Here is a 15,800-nt window from a genome sequence, read left to right as displayed (position 1 = left end):
CCGCAGGACACAGGCGTCGACCGCAGTCCATCGAACCGGGGCCCGTACCTCGATGTCCGTGCACAGCCACCCGGCAGCCCACCACGACGCTGCCACCGCGGTGTTCGACCCGACCCGCTCAGCGGTGTCCGACCCGACCCGCCCACCCGAGTTTCCGCGACACGTGGTGACCGCGGTGCTCGTCGCCCACGACGGCGCCCGCTGGCTGCCCGACGCGCTCGCCGGGGTGCTCGGCCAGGAGCGCCCCGTGCAGAACGTCATGGCGGCCGACACCGGCAGCGCGGACGACTCGGCCCAGTTGCTCACCGACGCCCTCGGCGCCGACCGGGTCCTCCATCTCGCCCGGCGCACCGGTTTCGGCCAGGCCGTCGACGAGGTCAACCGCACCGCCGGTGACCTCACCCCGGACGACCTGCCGTACCTCAAGCGCCCCAGCGGCTGGGACCCCGTCACCCGCACCTGGCGCGACGAGGCGTACGACATGCCCGAGCTCCCTCATGGGGAGCCGGTGCAGTGGCTGTGGCTGCTGCACGACGACTGCGCGCCCGAACCGGAAGCGCTCGCCCAGCTGCTGAGGGTCGTCGAGAACGAGCGCGAGCTGGGCCGGGACGACATCGCCGTCGTCGGCCCCAAGCTCCGCGGCTGGTACGACCGCCGTCAGCTCCTCGAGGTCGGCGTCACCATCGCCAACTCCGGCCGCCGCTGGACCGGCCTGGACCGGCGCGAGCAGGACCAGGGGCAGCACGACCACGTCAAGCCCGCCCTCGCCGTCTCCACCGCCGGCATGCTCATCCGCCGCGACATCTTCGAACAACTCGGCGGTTTCGACCGGCGACTGCCCCTGATGCGTGACGACGTCGACCTGTGCTGGCGCGCCACCGAAGCCGGACACCGTGTCCTCGTCGCCCCCGAAGCGGTCGTACGACACGCCGAGGCGGCCTCGCGCGAGCGCCGCACCGTCGACTGCGTGGGCCGCAGCGCCGCCTCCCCGCACATGGTCGACAAGGCCGGCGCCGTCTACACCCTGCTCGTCAACACGCGTACGGCACAACTGCCGTGGGTGCTGGTCCGGATCGTGCTCGGCACCCTGCTGCGCACCCTCGCCTACCTCGTCGGCAAGGTCCCCGGACAGGCCGTCGACGAGATCCGGGGTCTTCTGGGCACACTGCTGCGTCCGGAACGGATCATCGCGGGCCGCCGCAGGCGCGGCCGCCCCCAGCTCGACAAGGGCGAGCTGCGGGCCCTGTTCCCGCCACCCGGCGCCACAGTCCGGGCCACCGTCGAACAGGTCGCGGGCAACCTGATGGGCCGCTCCGACCCCGAGTCCTCCTCCGCCGGCCGGCATGGCGGCGCGGTCGAGTCCGGACCCGGCGGCGACGACGGCGACTTCCTGGAGGTCGAGCAGTTCGCCCGCCTCAAGCGCGTCGCCCGCAAGCCCGGGCCCGTGCTCTTCGCCGTCCTGCTGTTCGTCTCGCTCATCGCCTGCCGTGAACTGCTCGGCGGTGGCGCGCTCGCGGGCGGCGCGCTGCTGCCCGCGCCCGCCGACGCCGGCGAGCTGTGGGCGCGCTACCTCGACGGCTGGCATCCGGTGGGCCCGGGCGACACCCAGTCCGCGCCGCCCTACCTCGCGTTCGTCGCGATGCTCGCCTCGCTGCTGCTGGGCTCCACCGGGCTCGCGGTCACCGTGCTGCTCGTCGCCTCCGTGCCGCTCGCCGGGTTCACCGCGTACTTCGCCTCACGGCCCCTCGTCCAGTCCCGGCTGCTGCGCGCGTGGGCGGCCGTCGCGTACGCCTTCCTGCCCGCCACCACCGGCGCGCTCGCGGGCGGCCGCATCGGCACCGCCGTCCTCGCGGTCCTGCTGCCGCTCATCGCCCGCGCGGGCATCGCGGCCGCCGGCCTCGCGAACGCCACGGGCGCACCCGGCAGTTGGCGCGCCGCCTGGGCGTACGCGCTGCTGCTGACCGTCACCACCGCGTTCACGCCCATCGTGTGGCCCATCTCCCTGGTCCTCGGCCTCGGGCTCCTCGTGCTGCGCCGCGGCGCCATCACCGCCCACGGGGTGCGCTTCCTCGTCCAGCTCGGCACTCCGCTGCTGGTCCTCGCCCCCTGGTCGCTGACGCTGCTGCCGTTCGGCTTCTTCAGGGAGGCCGGTCTGAAGTACGGGGCGAGCACGGCCTCCGCCACCGATCTCCTCGGTGCCGGCCCCGGCGGGCCCGGCACGGTCAGCGGACTGATGCTCAGCGGCGTCGTGCTGGCCGCCCTGGCCGCCCTGCTGCGCTCCGAGCGGCAGTTGTCCATCTGGACCGCCTGGTCGGCCGCCCTCGTGGCCCTCGTCTTCGCGGTCCTCTCGAACGGCTCCACCTGGGCCGGACCCGCGACCCTCGTGTACGGCATCGCGCTGCTGGCCGCCGCCGTGCTCGGTGCCGACGGGGCACGCTCGCGCGTGGCCGAACAGAGCTTCGGCTGGCGTCAGCCGGTGGCCGCGCTCATCGCGTTCGCCGCGGCGGCCGGCCCCCTGCTGAGCGCCGCCGGGTGGATGATCCGCGGCGCCGACGGACCCCTGGAGCGGCGCGACCCGGTGCAGGTGCCCGCGTTCGTGGCCGAGGAGAGCGGCACCCGCGACCAGGCCCGCACCCTGGTCGTCGACAGCGACTCCGGCGCCAAGGTCGGCTACAGCCTCGTCCGCGGTTCCGGCGCGCGCATGGGCGACGCCGAACTCACGGCGGCGGGCGGCGAGAACAAGCTGCTCGACAAGGTCGTCGCCAACCTCGTGGCGGGCTCCGGCGCCGACCAGGCCGACGAACTCGGCGGATTCGCCGTGCGCTACGTCCTCGTCCGCAAGGGCGCGCCCCGCGAGGTCAGCCGCGTCCTGGACGCCACGCCCGGCCTCACCCGGCTCAGCCAGCAGGACGGCAGCGCCCTGTGGCGGGTGGACCGGCAGGTCGCCCGCGCCACCATCGTCTCCGGCTCCGGCGAGCCGCAGCCCGTCGCGGCCGGCCCCGTCGAGATCCACACCACCGTCCCCGACGGTGGATCAGGCCGTGTCCTGCGCCTCGCCGACACGGCCGGCGAGGGCTGGACCGCCACCCTGGACGGCAAGCCGCTCACCGGCACCACCATCGACGGCTGGGCCCAGGGCTTCGAACTCCCTCCGAACGGCGGGACGCTGGACGTCACCTACGAGGCCCCCATGAGCCACACCGGCTGGCTGTGGGCACAGGGCGCGCTCGCCGTCGTCCTCGTGGTCCTCGCCCTGCCGGGCCGCCGCCGAGACGTCGACGACGACCTTCCCGAGGAGCCCGTCGTCCCCGCGCAGGACATCACCGGCGACGGCCGCCGCGCCCGCCGTCTGCGGGCCCAGGCCGAAGCCGAGGCCGAGAGCGGGGCGGGCACCGACCAGACCGCCGCCACGCCTCCTCCTCCGGAGGAGGCCCCGGCAGCGGCAGCCGTCCCGCAGCAGCAGTCCTACGGCACTTGGGACACCCAGGGGTACGCGGGCACCGGCCAGGGCACCTACGGGCACGACCCGTACCAGGGCGCCCAGCAGTACCCGGCGGGCACGTACGACCAGACGTACCAGGCGGACCCGTACCAGGCGGATGCCCACCAGGGCGGCCAGTACGACCCGTACGCCTACGGCGGCACGACCGCGTCGTACGACCAGACGTACCCCCAGGGTTACGACGCGACGTACGACCCGTCGCAACGCCCCGACCGTGAGCGCCCCGACGGGAGCCAGCAGTGAACCGCACGACCCTGTCCCTGATCGCCGGGGCGACCGCGCTCGCCGCCGTCACCGGCTTCGCCGCGCTCACCGCGCCCGACGCCTCCGGCGACGACACGGCCAGGGCGGCGGCCCAACTGCCCGTGGAGCGCACGAGCCTTCTCTGCCCCCAGCCGAGCACGTCGGACGTCGCGGAGACCGCGTACACGTCCTTCACGCCCGTCACGGAGGGGACCGGCGCCAAGGGGAAGGCCGAACTCGCGGCGGCGGGCGAGGACTCGGCGGACGAGGAGCCGGCGGACGGCGGTGGCGACAGCGGCAAGAAGCAGACCGGCAAGGCCACGAAGCCCGTCCTGGAGCCGCAGGACCCCGGCAAGCCCGTCACCGGCAGCACCGACGGAGCCGAGGCGCCCGCGCTGATCGGTCTCGCCGAGGGGAAGTACGCGCCGGGCTGGACCGTCCAGGAGACCACCGAGGTCGCCGCGGGCAACGGACGCGGTCTGCTCGGCACCAACTGCACCGCTCCGGACACCGAGTTCTGGTTCCCGGGCGCCAGCACCGGAGCCGACCGCGTCGACTACGTCCACCTGACGAACCCGGACGACTCCGCCGCCGTCGTCGATGTCGAGCTGTACGGCAAGGACGGCGCCCTCAAGACGACCGTGGGGGAGGGCATCACGGTCAAGCCGCGCTCCAGCGAGCCGGTGCTGCTGTCCACGCTCACCGAAGCGCCGGAGGACGACCTGACCGTGCACGTGAGTGTGCGCAGCGGCCGGGTCGCCGCGGCAGTCCAGGCGCTGGACGCCGAGGCGGGCGGCGACTGGCTCGCTCCCTCGGCCGATCCCGCGGGGAGCGTGGTGATCCCCGGCATCCCGAAGGACGCGACGTCCGTGCGCCTGGTCGCCTTCGCGCCCGGTGGGCAGGACGCCGACCTGAAGGTCCGGCTCGCGACCCCCTCAGGGCTGATCACCCCCGTCGGCAACGAGCTGCACGTGAAGGCCGGCATGACCGCGGCCGTGGACCTCGGCGACGTCACACGGGGTGAGGCGGGGTCCCTGGTGCTGACGCCGACGGACGATTCGGTGCCCGTGGTGGCCGCGGCGCGGGTGGTTCGCGGCAAGGGCACCAAGCAGGAGACGGCGTTCATCCCGGGGAGCCGGGCGGTGGGTGCGCGCGCGAGTGTCGCCGACAACCGCTCCAAGGGCGTCACCCTCGCGCTCACCGCGCCGGGCCGCACCGCGGAGGTCAAGGTCACGGCGTCGCCGGGCAGCGAGGGCGGCACGGCGACGACCAAGACGTACACGATCAAGTCGGGCACGACCCAGAACGTGGCGGTGCCCGTCCCGAGCGGCCTGAAGGGCACGTACGCACTGACGGTCGAGCCGGTGTCCGGCGGTTCCGTCTATGCCTCCCGCATGCTCGAAACCACCGTCAACGGCGTCACCGGCTTCACGATCCAGCCCCTCCCGGACGACCGGGGCACGGTGGCGGTACCGGACGCGGAACAGGATTTGTCGGTACTGCAGAGGTAGTGGAGGGAGCAGAGGCAGCAAAGGCAAGGGGGCGCGGCCCCCAGGGACGGGAAGGGCAGAGGCAAGGGAGGCGGTGACTCCCCTCCCGGCGAGCCCCCGCAGCCGCCTTCACTCTTCCCCGTACCGGGGATCCACCGTCTCCGGCGTGAGTCCCAGCAGCTCGGCCACCTGCTCCACCACGACCTCGTGAACCAGTGCGGCCCGCTCCTCCCGCCCCTTGGTACGGATCTCGACGGGCCGCCGGTAGACGACGACACGCGCGGGCCGACCCTCCAGGGCGGGGATCGTTCCCCCCAGCGGCACCGCCTCGTCGCTCCAGGCGGCCCCGCGCGGCCCGTCGAGCCGCGGCACCTGGAGAACCAGGAAGTCGATGTCGGCGAGCTGCGGCCAGCGCCGTTCCAGGCGCTCCACGGAGTCCTGCACGAGGTCCGCGAACACCTCGGCGCGGCTCGCCGCGAGAGGCACCTGGGGCGGCGCGACCGGGCCACGCATGCCCCTGCCGTGCCGGTCACGGCGGCGGGGCCCGGGTGCGGCGGCACGGGGCGGTACGGGGTTGTCCATCACCTTCGAAGCGTAGTCCGCGGCCGGGGCGGGTGCCCGACGCCCACGCGGGGCCCGGCAGGGAACGCGTCGAGCCCTTGTGGACGCCGTACGGCATGTCGGCAGATGACCATTCCAGCCAAGGTTGGGCTCGATTCCGCATCCCTCCAGGACCGTCAACCTCAAGGCAATTGACAGAGTTTGGGGCGACTTGTGATCGGTTTGCGAGATGTTCGGCATTCTGGACGCGCGTCTCCGCCCAGGTCAGAATGGGGTGTCCAGTGGGGCGTGTGGGGCGTTTCACAACGCGACACGGTGGAGTGACCTGGTGGAGAGTCGTCGCAGCCCGCTCAAGAGTGCGGTACCGTCCAACGTCGTGAGCCCTGTACGTCGCTGTTCGCGCACCGCTTGCGGCCGGCCTGCCGTCGCGACGCTGACGTACGTCTATGCCGACTCGACCGCGGTCCTCGGCCCGCTCGCCACCTACGCCGAGCCCCACTGCTACGACCTGTGCGCCGAGCACTCCGAGCGCCTCACCGCCCCCCGCGGCTGGGAGGTCGTGCGTCTCCTCGACGGCTCCGCTCCGGCCCGGCCCAGCGGTGACGATCTGGAAGCGCTGGCCAACGCCGTGCGCGAGGCCGCCAGGCCGCAGCAGCGTGCCGCGGAGGCCGGCGGCAGCGGTCGCGCGGCGGACCCGATGGAGGTCGCCCGCCGGGGTCACCTGCGGGTGTTGAGGTCCCCGGACAACTGACGGACTCTGCTCTGCGCAGTTGTGCTTCCTGTTCGTAGTTGTGCTCCCCGTGTGCGGATTTGACCGAGCGGTGCACGCGCATTGACGTCTGCTTGTCACGGACACGACCATTCCGGGTACCGGTGAGACATCGCTTTCCGCATCGCGGAATCCGGGGAGGCGCCCGTGTACGTCCAGGAACTGGAACCCGTGGCCGACTCGCTCGGCCTGTCCGCACTCATCGCGACCCTGCCGCTCGTCCTTGTCCTCGTCCTGCTCGGCGGCGTACGGATGAAGGCACACCATGCGGGCCTGATCGGGCTCGCGGCGGCCGCGCTCGTGGCGTGGCTCGCGTACGGCATGCCGCTCGGCCAGACACTCTCCGGCGCCGCACAGGGCGCCGCCTTTGGTCTGTTCCCGATCATGTGGATCGTCGTCAACGCCCTCTGGGTGTACCGGATGACCGTCCGCACCCAGCACTTCGACATCCTGCGCCGGTCGTTCGGGCGGCTCTCCGACGACCCGCGCATCCAGGCGCTCGTCGTGGCGTTCTGCTTCGGCGCGCTCCTGGAAGCCCTCGCGGGCTTCGGCGCGCCGGTCGCCATCTGCGCCGTGATGCTCGTCGCGCTCGGCTTCGAACCGGTGCGGGCCGCCGTGGTCGCGCTGGTCGCGAACACCGCGCCGGTCGCCTTCGGCGCCATGGGCACGCCCGTGGTCACCCTCGCCCAGGTCACCGAACTGCCCCTGGACACCGTGGCGTCCGTGGTGGGCCGTCAGACGCCACTGCTGGCCCTCGTGGTGCCCCTGGTGCTGGTCGGCCTGGTCGACGGACGGCGCGGGCTGCGCGAGACCTGGATACCCGCCGTGGTGTGCGGAACCGCCTTCGCCGTCGGTCAGTTCGTCGCGTCCAACTACGTCTCCGCGCAACTCGCCGACATCGGGGCGGCCCTGCTGGGCGCGGCCGCCCTGGTCGCCGTACCCCAGGCGCGCAGGCCCGCCGCCGAACCCGTCCGCGCGGCCGTCCTGACCGGCGCCCGCAGCGAGGACCTGGACGAGGAGGACCCGCGCCGCGAGGTCGTGCGCGCCTACGCGCCGTACGCGCTCATCGTCGCCATCTTCTCCATCGCGCAGATCCCCGTCGTGAAGGACTGGCTGGCCGGGGCGACCCGTACCTTCGACTGGCCGTTCCTCGACGTCGCGAACCCGGACGGGGACCCGGTCGGCGGCAACGTCTTCACCTGGCCCATCGTGTCGACCGGAGGCACCCTCGTACTCCTCGCCGGGGTGTGCACGGCGGCCGTACTGGGGGTCCACGCGCGCGTGGCGGTCAAGGAGTGGGCGGCGACCGTATACGAACTGCGGTTCGCGATCCTCACGGTGACCTCCGTGCTCGGCCTCGCGTACGTCATGAACCTCTCCGGACAGGCCGCCACGATCGGCCACTTCGTGGCGGCGGCCGGCGCCGGACTCGCCTTCCTGTCACCGGTCCTCGGCTGGTTCGGCGTCGCGGTCTCCGGATCGGACACCTCGGCCAACGCCCTCTTCGGCGCCCTCCAGGTGAGCGCGGCACGGCAGTCGGGGCTCTCGCCCGAACTGCTCGCCGCCGCCAACAGCTCCGGCGGTGTGCTCGGCAAGATGATCTCGCCGCAGAACCTGACCATCGCGTGCGCGGCGGTCGGGCTCGCGGGCCGCGAGGGCGACCTGCTGCGCAAGGTGCTGCCGTGGAGCCTCGGGCTGCTCCTGGTGATGTGTCTCATCGTGGTGGGGCAGAGCACGCCCGTACTGGACTGGATGCTCCCGTGAGCGATTCGCTGGACGTCCACGGGCCCGGGAGAAGCGCTTGGGTGACCCGTGGAAGAACACGGAACGAAGTCGTTACGCATCCACAGACGTCGCACAGCCGACTGTCACCTCGGGCGGGTAGTTTGAGGTGACCGATGAGGACTTCAGGAGGGTAGGCCGTGGCTGCTGATCTGTCGACGATCGTGAAGGCGTACGACGTACGCGGAGTGGTCCCGGACCAGTGGGACGAACCGCTGGCCGAGCTCTTCGGCGCGGCCTTCGTCCAGGTGACCGGCGCGGACGCCATCGTCATCGGCCACGACATGAGGCCCTCGTCGCCCGGCCTGTCACGGGCCTTCGCGCGCGGGGCGGCGGCGCGCGGCGTCGACGTCACCGAGATCGGCCTGTGCTCGACGGACCAGCTGTACTACGCGTCGGGCGCGCTGAACCTGCCCGGGGCGATGTTCACGGCCTCCCACAACCCCGCTCAGTACAACGGCATCAAGATGTGCCGCGCGGGCGCCGCCCCGGTCGGCCAGGACACGGGCCTGTCCGACATCCGCGAGCTGGTCGAGCAGTGGAGCGAGTCGGGCGCGCCGGAGCCCGCCGCGACCCCGGGGACGATCACGCAGCGCGACACGCTGGAGGACTACGCGGCCCACCTCCGCTCCCTCGTCGACCTGACCGCCATCCGTCCCCTGAAGGTCGTCGTCGACGCGGGCAACGGCATGGGCGGGCACACGGTGCCCACGGTCTTCGCGGGCCTGGCCCTCGACCTCGTCCCGATGTACTTCGAACTGGACGGCACCTTCCCGAACCACGAGGCGAACCCCCTGGACCCGGCGAACATCGTCGACCTCCAGAAGCGCGTCCGTGAGGAGGGCGCCGACCTCGGCATCGCCTTCGACGGCGACGCCGACCGCTGCTTCGTCGTCGACGAGCACGGCGACCCGGTCTCGCCGTCCGCGGTCACCGCGCTCGTCGCCTCCCGCGAACTCGCCAAGCACGGCGGCAAGGGCACGGTCATCCACAACCTGATCACGTCGTGGTCGGTACCGGAGGTCGTCAAGGAGAACGGCGGCACACCGGTACGCACGCGCGTGGGCCACTCCTTCATCAAGGCCGAGATGGCACGCACGGGCGCGATCTTCGGCGGCGAGCACTCCGCGCACTACTACTTCGCCGACTTCTGGAACGCCGACACGGGCATGCTGGCCGCCCTCCACGTCCTCGCCGCCCTGGGCGGCCAGGACGGCCCCCTTTCGGGCCTGGTCGCCCAGTACGACCGCTACGCGGGTTCCGGCGAGATCAACTCCACGGTGGACGACCAGGCGGGCCGCCTCGCCGCCCTCAAGGCCGCCTACGAGGGCCGCGAGGGCGTCGAGCTCGACGAACTGGACGGCCTGACCGTCTCCACGACGGACTGGTGGTTCAACGTACGGCCCTCCAACACGGAGCCCCTCCTGCGCCTGAACGCCGAGGCCCGGGACGAGACGACGGTGGCGAAGGTCCGGGACGAGGCCCTGGCGATCATCAGGGGCTGAGTTCCCTGGCCCGTCACGGGGGTACCCCCTGCTCGAGCGAAGCCGAGAGCTTGGGGGAGTTCGAGGGGTGGCGGGGTGCCCACAACGGGAGCCCCGTACCCACTCGGCCACCCTCCGGCGCCGGGCCCCGCGCAGCGGTACGCTGACCAGGCCGCATCCACGTTCGGAAGGACACGCCCATGCCGCTCGAAGCCGGCCTCCTGGAGATCCTCGCCTGCCCGGCATGCCATGCCCCCCTCAAGGAGGAGGACTCCGAGCTGGTCTGCACGGGCCAGGACTGCGGCCTCGCCTACCCCGTACGGGACGGCATCCCCGTACTCCTCGTCGACGAGGCCCGCCGCCCCGAGTAACACCCGGGCCCGGAAGCGGGTACGCCGAAGAGAACCCGGCGACAAGGGAACCAGGCGACAAGGGAACCAAGGGCAACCGGCGATCGGAGGCTGCCGCCCATGCTCGACGAATCGTTGCTCGACACCCCCGACGCCCTGGCGGAGGCGGACCATCGCGGCCTGCTCCGGGGAGCCGCCGAGGCCGGTGCCAGGGTCCGCACCGCCGTCCGCCTCGCGACCGAGGCCGGCATCCCCAACCTGAAGCCCGACGGCCGCCCCCGCGCCGTCCTGATCGCGGGTCCCGGCACCGCGTCCGCGGGCGTCGCCGACCTCCTCGGCACCCTGGCCGGCTCCGGCTGCCCCGTCACCCGGCTGCATCCGACCGGTGTGGCCCCCGCCGCGGGCGCCCTCCGCTGGGAGCTCCCCGGCTGGGTGGGATCCCTCGACCTCCTCCTGGTCGCCACCCCCGACGGCACCGAACCGGGCCTCTCACTCCTCGTCGACCAGGCCTACCGCCGCGGCTGCACGGTCGTCGCCGTAGCCCCCGCCCACACCCCGATCACCGATGCGGTAGCAGGCGTCTACGGCCTTTTCGTCCCCATGGCGACCGCCCCGTACGAACAGGACAAACCCCCCGCGGCCACCGAGCCCGGCCTCCTGTGGGCGCTGCTCACCCCGATGCTTGCGCTCCTCGACCGCACCGGCCTGATCACGGCACCCCCCGACGCCCTGGAGAGGGTCGCCGACCTCCTCGACCACATCGCCGAGCGCTGCGGACCGGCCGTCGTCACCTACAACAACCCCGCCAAGACCCTCGCCGCCGAACTCGCCGAGTCCCTCCCGCTGATCTGGACCGAGGGCCTTGCCGCGGGACCCGTGGGACGTCGTTTCGCCGCCGCGCTGGCCGAGCTCGCGGGCCGCCCCGCCCTGGCCGCCCAGCTGCCGGAGGCGCTCGCCTCGCACACGGTCCTGCTCTCCGGCGCCCTGGCCGCGGGCGCCGACCCCGACGACTTCTTCCGCGACCGCGTCGAGGAGCAGGCCGCCCTCCACGCGCGCGTGGTGCTGCTGCGCGACCGCGCGGGCGGCGCCCTCAGCGCCGCCACCGCCGCCCGCGAACTGGCCCTCAGCCACGACACCGCGATCAGCGAACTGGAACCCGAACAGGGCGGCGACCTGGAGACCCTCGCGGAGCTGATCGCCGTCACGGATTTCGCCGCCGTTTACCTGGCGCTCGCCTCAGCGACGTGAAGTGGGCTCGCACCCCGTGACCAGCACCGGGGCCGAGCCGCGTACGCACCGGAGACAAAAGGAACCATGGACCGCCTCAACAACACCATCCGCCCCTACGCCTGGGGCTCCACCACCGCCATACCGCACCTCCTGGGCGTGGAGCCGACCGGCGAACCGCAGGCGGAGATGTGGATGGGCGCCCACCCCGGCGCGCCCTCACGCACCGCACGCGGCCCCCTCACCGAGGTGATCGACGGGGCCCCGGAGCGGGAGCTGGGGGAGCGAACGGTCGCCAAGTTCGGCCCCCGTCTCCCCTTCCTCCTGAAGATCCTCGCCGCCGGCGCACCCCTCTCCCTCCAGGTGCACCCCAACCTCCACCAGGCGCAGGAGGGGTACGACGACGAGGAGCGCCGCGGCATCCCCGTGGACGCCGGCCACCGCAACTACAAGGACGCCAACCACAAGCCCGAACTGATCTGTGCCCTCACGGAGTTCGACGGCCTGTGCGGCTTCCGGGACCCCGCACAGGCCGCCGACCTGCTCGCGGGCCTCGACGTCGACTCCCTGAAGCCGTACGTCGACCTGCTGCACGCCCACCCCGAAGAGGCCGCCCTGCGCGAGGTGCTGACGGCCGTGCTGTCGGCCGACCCCGAGGACATGGCCCGGACGGTCCACGAGACCGCGGTCGCCTGCGAACGCCTCGGCGGCACCTACAGCCCGTACGCCGACCTCGCCCACCACTACCCGGGCGACCCCGGTGTCATCGCCGCCATGCTGCTCAACCACGTCCGACTCCAGCCCGGCGAGGCCCTGTTCCTCGGCGCGGGCGTCCCGCACGCGTACCTGAACGGCCTCGGCGTCGAGATCATGGCCAACTCGGACAACGTCCTGCGCTGCGGCCTGACCCCCAAGCACGTCGACGTCCCCGAACTCCTGCGCATCGTCCGCTTCGAGGCCGGCGACCCCGGCGTCCTGCGCCCCGAGGCGTCCCCGGACGGCGAGGAGGTCTACGAGACCCCCATCGACGAGTTCCGTCTCTCCCGCTACGTCCGACCCGAGGGCTCAGCCGCCCACGACCTGACGCGCGAGACCCCGCAGGTCCTGCTGTGCACGGCGGGTTCCGTACAGGCAGGCGATCATCCGCTCCGTCCCGGTGAGTCCGTGTTCGTACCGGCCGGCGAAAAGGCCCAGGTGTCTGGCGCCGGCACGGTCTTCCGCGCCACAGTGGTCGCCTGACGATCAGCCGGAAGGCGCCGGCGAACGCCTGAATGGCATCGGAACGGAGACCTGGCACACCGACGTCGGACCGGGCTGCAACAATGCCCACTGCAAAAGGCGGGCAAAGCCCGGCCGACGACGGACAAAGACGATAGACAAAAGCGTAGGCGAAGGGACATCCCGGACACATGAGTGCGTCAGGCGGCACCAAAGCGATCGTGGCGGCACTCGGCGCCAACCTCGCGATCGCGGTAGCGAAGTTCGTGGCGTTCGCCTTCAGCGGATCGTCCTCGATGCTCGCCGAGGGGGTGCACTCGCTGGCCGACTCCGGCAACCAGGCCCTGCTGCTCGTCGGCGGCAAGAAGGCACAGCGCGAGGCGACACCGCAGCACCCGTTCGGCTACGGCCGCGAGCGCTACATCTACGCCTTCCTCGTCTCCATCATCCTGTTCTCGATCGGCGGCATGTTCGCCCTCTACGAGGGCTACCAGAAGATCCTGCACCCGCACGAACTGGACAACTGGTACTGGCCGGTCGGCGTCCTCGTCTTCGCGATCATCGCGGAGTCTCTCTCCTTCCGCACCGCCATCAAGGAGTCCAACGCCCTGCGCGGCAAGAAGTCCTGGAAGGACTTCATCCGCCACGCCAAGGCCCCCGAACTGCCCGTCGTCCTCCTGGAGGACCTCGGCGCGCTGGTCGGTCTCATCCTGGCGCTGGGCGGCGTGGGCCTCGCCCTGCTCACCGGCGAGGGCGTCTGGGACGGTATCGGCACGCTCCTGATCGGCATCCTGCTCATCCTGATCGCGGTAGTCCTGGCCCTGGAGACCAAGTCGCTGCTGCTCGGCGAGGCCGCGGGCGCCGAAGAGGTCGCGAAGATCGAGAAGGCCCTCGTCGACGGCGACACCGTCACGGGCATCATCCACATGCGCACGCTCCACCTGGGCCCCGAGGAGCTCCTGGTCGCCGCCAAGGTCGCCGTCCAGCACGACGACACCGCCGCCGAGGTCGCCACCGCCATCAACGCCGCCGAGGCCCGTGTCCGCGAATCCGTCCCGATCGCCCGCGTCATCTACCTTGAGCCGGACATCTACAGCGAGGTGGAGGCCGCGAAGGGCCCGGACACCGAGGCCACCCCTGGCGGCCCCGTCCAGACCGCCGACCACTGACGGTCCCACCGACCGAACCAGGGCCCGCCGAACTACTCGGCGGGCCCTGCCGCTTCACACCCCGCGCCGGCCCCCGCCCGGCACCATCACCCCCGAACCGCCCGCCCTTGACCGGATCTGCGCGGAGGCGGACTGCGGAGGCGGACTGGGGAGGCGGACTGGGGACAGCAGGGCCGACCGTGTAGCTTGGGACGGAGCCAGACGTCGCTGCTGATGGCGGTCGGGCGGTCCCACCGCGGACCGGCCGAGGGAGAGAGGGCCTCCGACGGACTGCGCTGCGCGCACGGACATGCCTGAGTCCTCTTCGGACACCCCTGTGTCCGCCGCCGCGCAGACCAGCCGTACCCACCCTCGCCCCGACATCGAGGAGCAGCTCGCAATGACGACTGTCGACAAGCGACAGGACTTCAAGGTCGCCGACCTCTCCCTGGCCGACTTCGGCCGCAAGGAGATCACCCTCGCCGAGCACGAGATGCCCGGCCTGATGGCGATCCGCAAGGAGTACGCCGAGGCCCAGCCCCTGGCCGGCGCCCGCGTCACCGGCTCCCTGCACATGACCGTCCAGACCGCGGTCCTCATCGAGACCCTGGTCGCCCTGGGCGCCCAGGTCCGCTGGGCGTCCTGCAACATCTTCTCCACCCAGGACCACGCCGCCGCCGCGATCGCCGTCGGCCCGAACGGCACGGCGGACGACCCGCAGGGCGTCCCGGTCTTCGCCTGGAAGGGCGAGACGCTGGAGGAGTACTGGTGGTGCACGGAGCAGGCGCTGACCTGGCCCGACTCGCCCACCGGCGGCCCGAACATGATCCTCGACGACGGCGGTGACGCCACCCTCCTCGTCCACAAGGGCGTCGAGTACGAGAAGGACGGCAAGGTCCCCGGCCTGGAGACCGCGGAGTCCGACGAGCACCGCGTCATCCTCCAGCTGCTCCACCGCACCCTGGGCGAGAACCCCCAGAAGTGGACCCAGCTGGCCTCCGAGATCCGCGGCGTGACCGAGGAGACCACGACCGGCGTCCACCGCCTGTACGAGATGCAGCGCGACGGCGTCCTCCTGTTCCCGGCGATCAACGTGAACGACGCCGTCACCAAGTCGAAGTTCGACAACAAGTACGGCTGCCGCCACTCCCTGATCGACGGCATCAACCGTGCCACCGACGTCCTGATCGGCGGCAAGACCGCGGTCGTCTGCGGCTACGGCGACGTGGGCAAGGGCTGCGCGGAGTCCCTGCGCGGACAGGGCGCCCGCGTCATCGTCACCGAGATCGACCCGATCTGCGCCCTGCAGGCCGCGATGGACGGCTACCAGGTCACGACCCTCGACGAGGTCATCGACAAGGCCGACATCTTCATCACCACGACCGGCAACAAGGACATCATCATGGCCTCGGACATGGCCAAGATGAAGCACCAGGCGATCGTCGGCAACATCGGCCACTTCGACAACGAGATCGACATGGCCGGTCTCGCCAAGGTCCCGGGCATCGTCAAGGACGAGGTCAAGCCGCAGGTCCACACGTGGACCTTCCCCGACGGCAAGGTGCTCATCGTCCTGTCGGAGGGCCGCCTGCTGAACCTGGGCAACGCCACCGGTCACCCGTCGTTCGTGATGTCCAACTCCTTCGCGGACCAGACCCTGGCCCAGATCGAGCTGTTCACCAAGCCCGACGCGTACCCGACCGGCGTCTACACGCTGCCCAAGCACCTCGACGAGAAGGTCGCCCGCCTCCACCTCGACGCCCTCGGCGTGAAGCTCACGACGCTGCGTCCGGAGCAGGCCGCGTACATCGGGGTCGAGGTCGAGGGCCCGTACAAGCCGGACCACTACCGCTACTGACCGGTACCGTCACTGGCAGATACTGCCCCGGACCGCTACGGCTACCGAGTCGCCACTGCTGTTGAGCGCACCCGTGCACTGACGCGCTCACTCGGACAGCAGGTCCCGGGCAGGCCCCCGCACCCCCGTGCCGGGGGCCTGCCCGTGCCGGCCGGACCAGCGCCCGCC

General features: G+C 72.1%; 11 protein-coding genes. 10 read left to right on the top strand and 1 reads right to left on the bottom strand.

What is annotated here, in order from left to right:
- The first annotated feature begins 52 nt into the window (after positions 1–52).
- Together E0500_RS03995 and E0500_RS03990 are read left to right on the top strand one after the other, a co-directional pair.
- On the top strand, positions 53–3,745 hold the full coding sequence (locus E0500_RS03995; protein ID WP_131559288.1) for a glycosyltransferase family 2 protein: 3,693 nt from the start codon (positions 53–55) through the stop codon (positions 3,743–3,745).
- The gene (locus tag E0500_RS03990; protein ID WP_131559286.1) at positions 3,742–5,256 is read left to right on the top strand and encodes a DUF5719 family protein; all 1,515 of its coding nucleotides are present in this window, start codon (positions 3,742–3,744) and stop codon (positions 5,254–5,256) included. Before E0500_RS03995 ends, E0500_RS03990 begins: the two co-directional genes overlap by 4 nt.
- A gap of 108 nt (positions 5,257–5,364) precedes the next feature.
- Here the strand turns inward: E0500_RS03990 and E0500_RS03985 are convergent, their stop codons facing one another.
- Complete coding sequence (locus E0500_RS03985) at positions 5,365–5,817, bottom strand: metallopeptidase family protein (protein ID WP_131559370.1); 453 nt, start codon at positions 5,815–5,817, stop codon at positions 5,365–5,367.
- Between the two features lie 307 nt (positions 5,818–6,124).
- On the opposite strand from E0500_RS03985, the gene E0500_RS03980 reads away from it, so the two are divergent.
- The 8 genes from E0500_RS03980 to ahcY all read left to right on the top strand — a co-directional run bounded on the left by E0500_RS03980 (position 6,125) and on the right by ahcY (position 15,632).
- On the top strand, positions 6,125–6,547 hold the full coding sequence (locus tag E0500_RS03980; RefSeq protein WP_131559284.1) for a DUF3499 domain-containing protein: 423 nt from the start codon (positions 6,125–6,127) through the stop codon (positions 6,545–6,547).
- Positions 6,548–6,712: 165 nt separating this feature from the next.
- Complete coding sequence (locus E0500_RS03975) at positions 6,713–8,329, top strand: L-lactate permease (protein WP_131559282.1); 1,617 nt, start codon at positions 6,713–6,715, stop codon at positions 8,327–8,329.
- 158 nt (positions 8,330–8,487) lie between these two features.
- Positions 8,488–9,852, top strand: a complete 1,365-nt coding sequence (locus E0500_RS03970; RefSeq protein WP_131559280.1) for a phosphomannomutase/phosphoglucomutase — start codon at positions 8,488–8,490, stop codon at positions 9,850–9,852.
- A 179-nt stretch (positions 9,853–10,031) separates the two neighbouring features.
- A complete protein-coding gene (locus E0500_RS03965; protein WP_131559278.1) occupies positions 10,032–10,202 on the top strand; it encodes a Trm112 family protein in 171 nt (56 codons plus the stop codon).
- Positions 10,203–10,301: 99 nt separating this feature from the next.
- On the top strand, positions 10,302–11,429 hold the full coding sequence (locus tag E0500_RS03960) for an SIS domain-containing protein (protein WP_131559276.1): 1,128 nt from the start codon (positions 10,302–10,304) through the stop codon (positions 11,427–11,429).
- 66 nt (positions 11,430–11,495) lie between these two features.
- Entirely contained in the window at positions 11,496–12,647 is a 1,152-nt protein-coding gene (gene manA, locus E0500_RS03955) for a mannose-6-phosphate isomerase, class I (RefSeq protein ID WP_131559274.1), read from the top strand.
- A gap of 170 nt (positions 12,648–12,817) precedes the next feature.
- The gene (locus E0500_RS03950; RefSeq protein ID WP_131559272.1) at positions 12,818–13,795 is read left to right on the top strand and encodes a cation diffusion facilitator family transporter; all 978 of its coding nucleotides are present in this window, start codon (positions 12,818–12,820) and stop codon (positions 13,793–13,795) included.
- Positions 13,796–14,174: 379 nt separating this feature from the next.
- On the top strand, positions 14,175–15,632 hold the full coding sequence (gene ahcY, locus E0500_RS03945; RefSeq protein ID WP_131572040.1) for an adenosylhomocysteinase: 1,458 nt from the start codon (positions 14,175–14,177) through the stop codon (positions 15,630–15,632).
- Positions 15,633–15,800: the final 168 nt, after the last annotated feature.

Origin of the sequence: Streptomyces sp. KM273126, assembly GCF_004337435.2 — a bacterium.
GTDB classification, from domain to species: Bacteria; Actinomycetota; Actinomycetes; order Streptomycetales; family Streptomycetaceae; genus Streptomyces; species Streptomyces acidicola.
This window is presented reverse-complemented; position numbering and strand designations above follow the sequence as displayed.

Coding starts and splice junctions, on each gene's coding strand:
- E0500_RS03995 (WP_131559288.1), top strand. CDS start 53: ATGTCCGTGCACAGCCACCCGGCAGCCCACCACGACGCTGCCACCGCG.
- E0500_RS03985 (WP_131559370.1), bottom strand. CDS start 5,817: ATGGACAACCCCGTACCGCCCCGTGCCGCCGCACCCGGGCCCCGCCGC.
- E0500_RS03965 (WP_131559278.1), top strand. CDS start 10,032: ATGCCGCTCGAAGCCGGCCTCCTGGAGATCCTCGCCTGCCCGGCATGC.
- E0500_RS03960 (WP_131559276.1), top strand. CDS start 10,302: ATGCTCGACGAATCGTTGCTCGACACCCCCGACGCCCTGGCGGAGGCG.
- manA (WP_131559274.1), top strand. CDS start 11,496: ATGGACCGCCTCAACAACACCATCCGCCCCTACGCCTGGGGCTCCACC.
- E0500_RS03950 (WP_131559272.1), top strand. CDS start 12,818: ATGAGTGCGTCAGGCGGCACCAAAGCGATCGTGGCGGCACTCGGCGCC.
- ahcY (WP_131572040.1), top strand. CDS start 14,175: ATGACGACTGTCGACAAGCGACAGGACTTCAAGGTCGCCGACCTCTCC.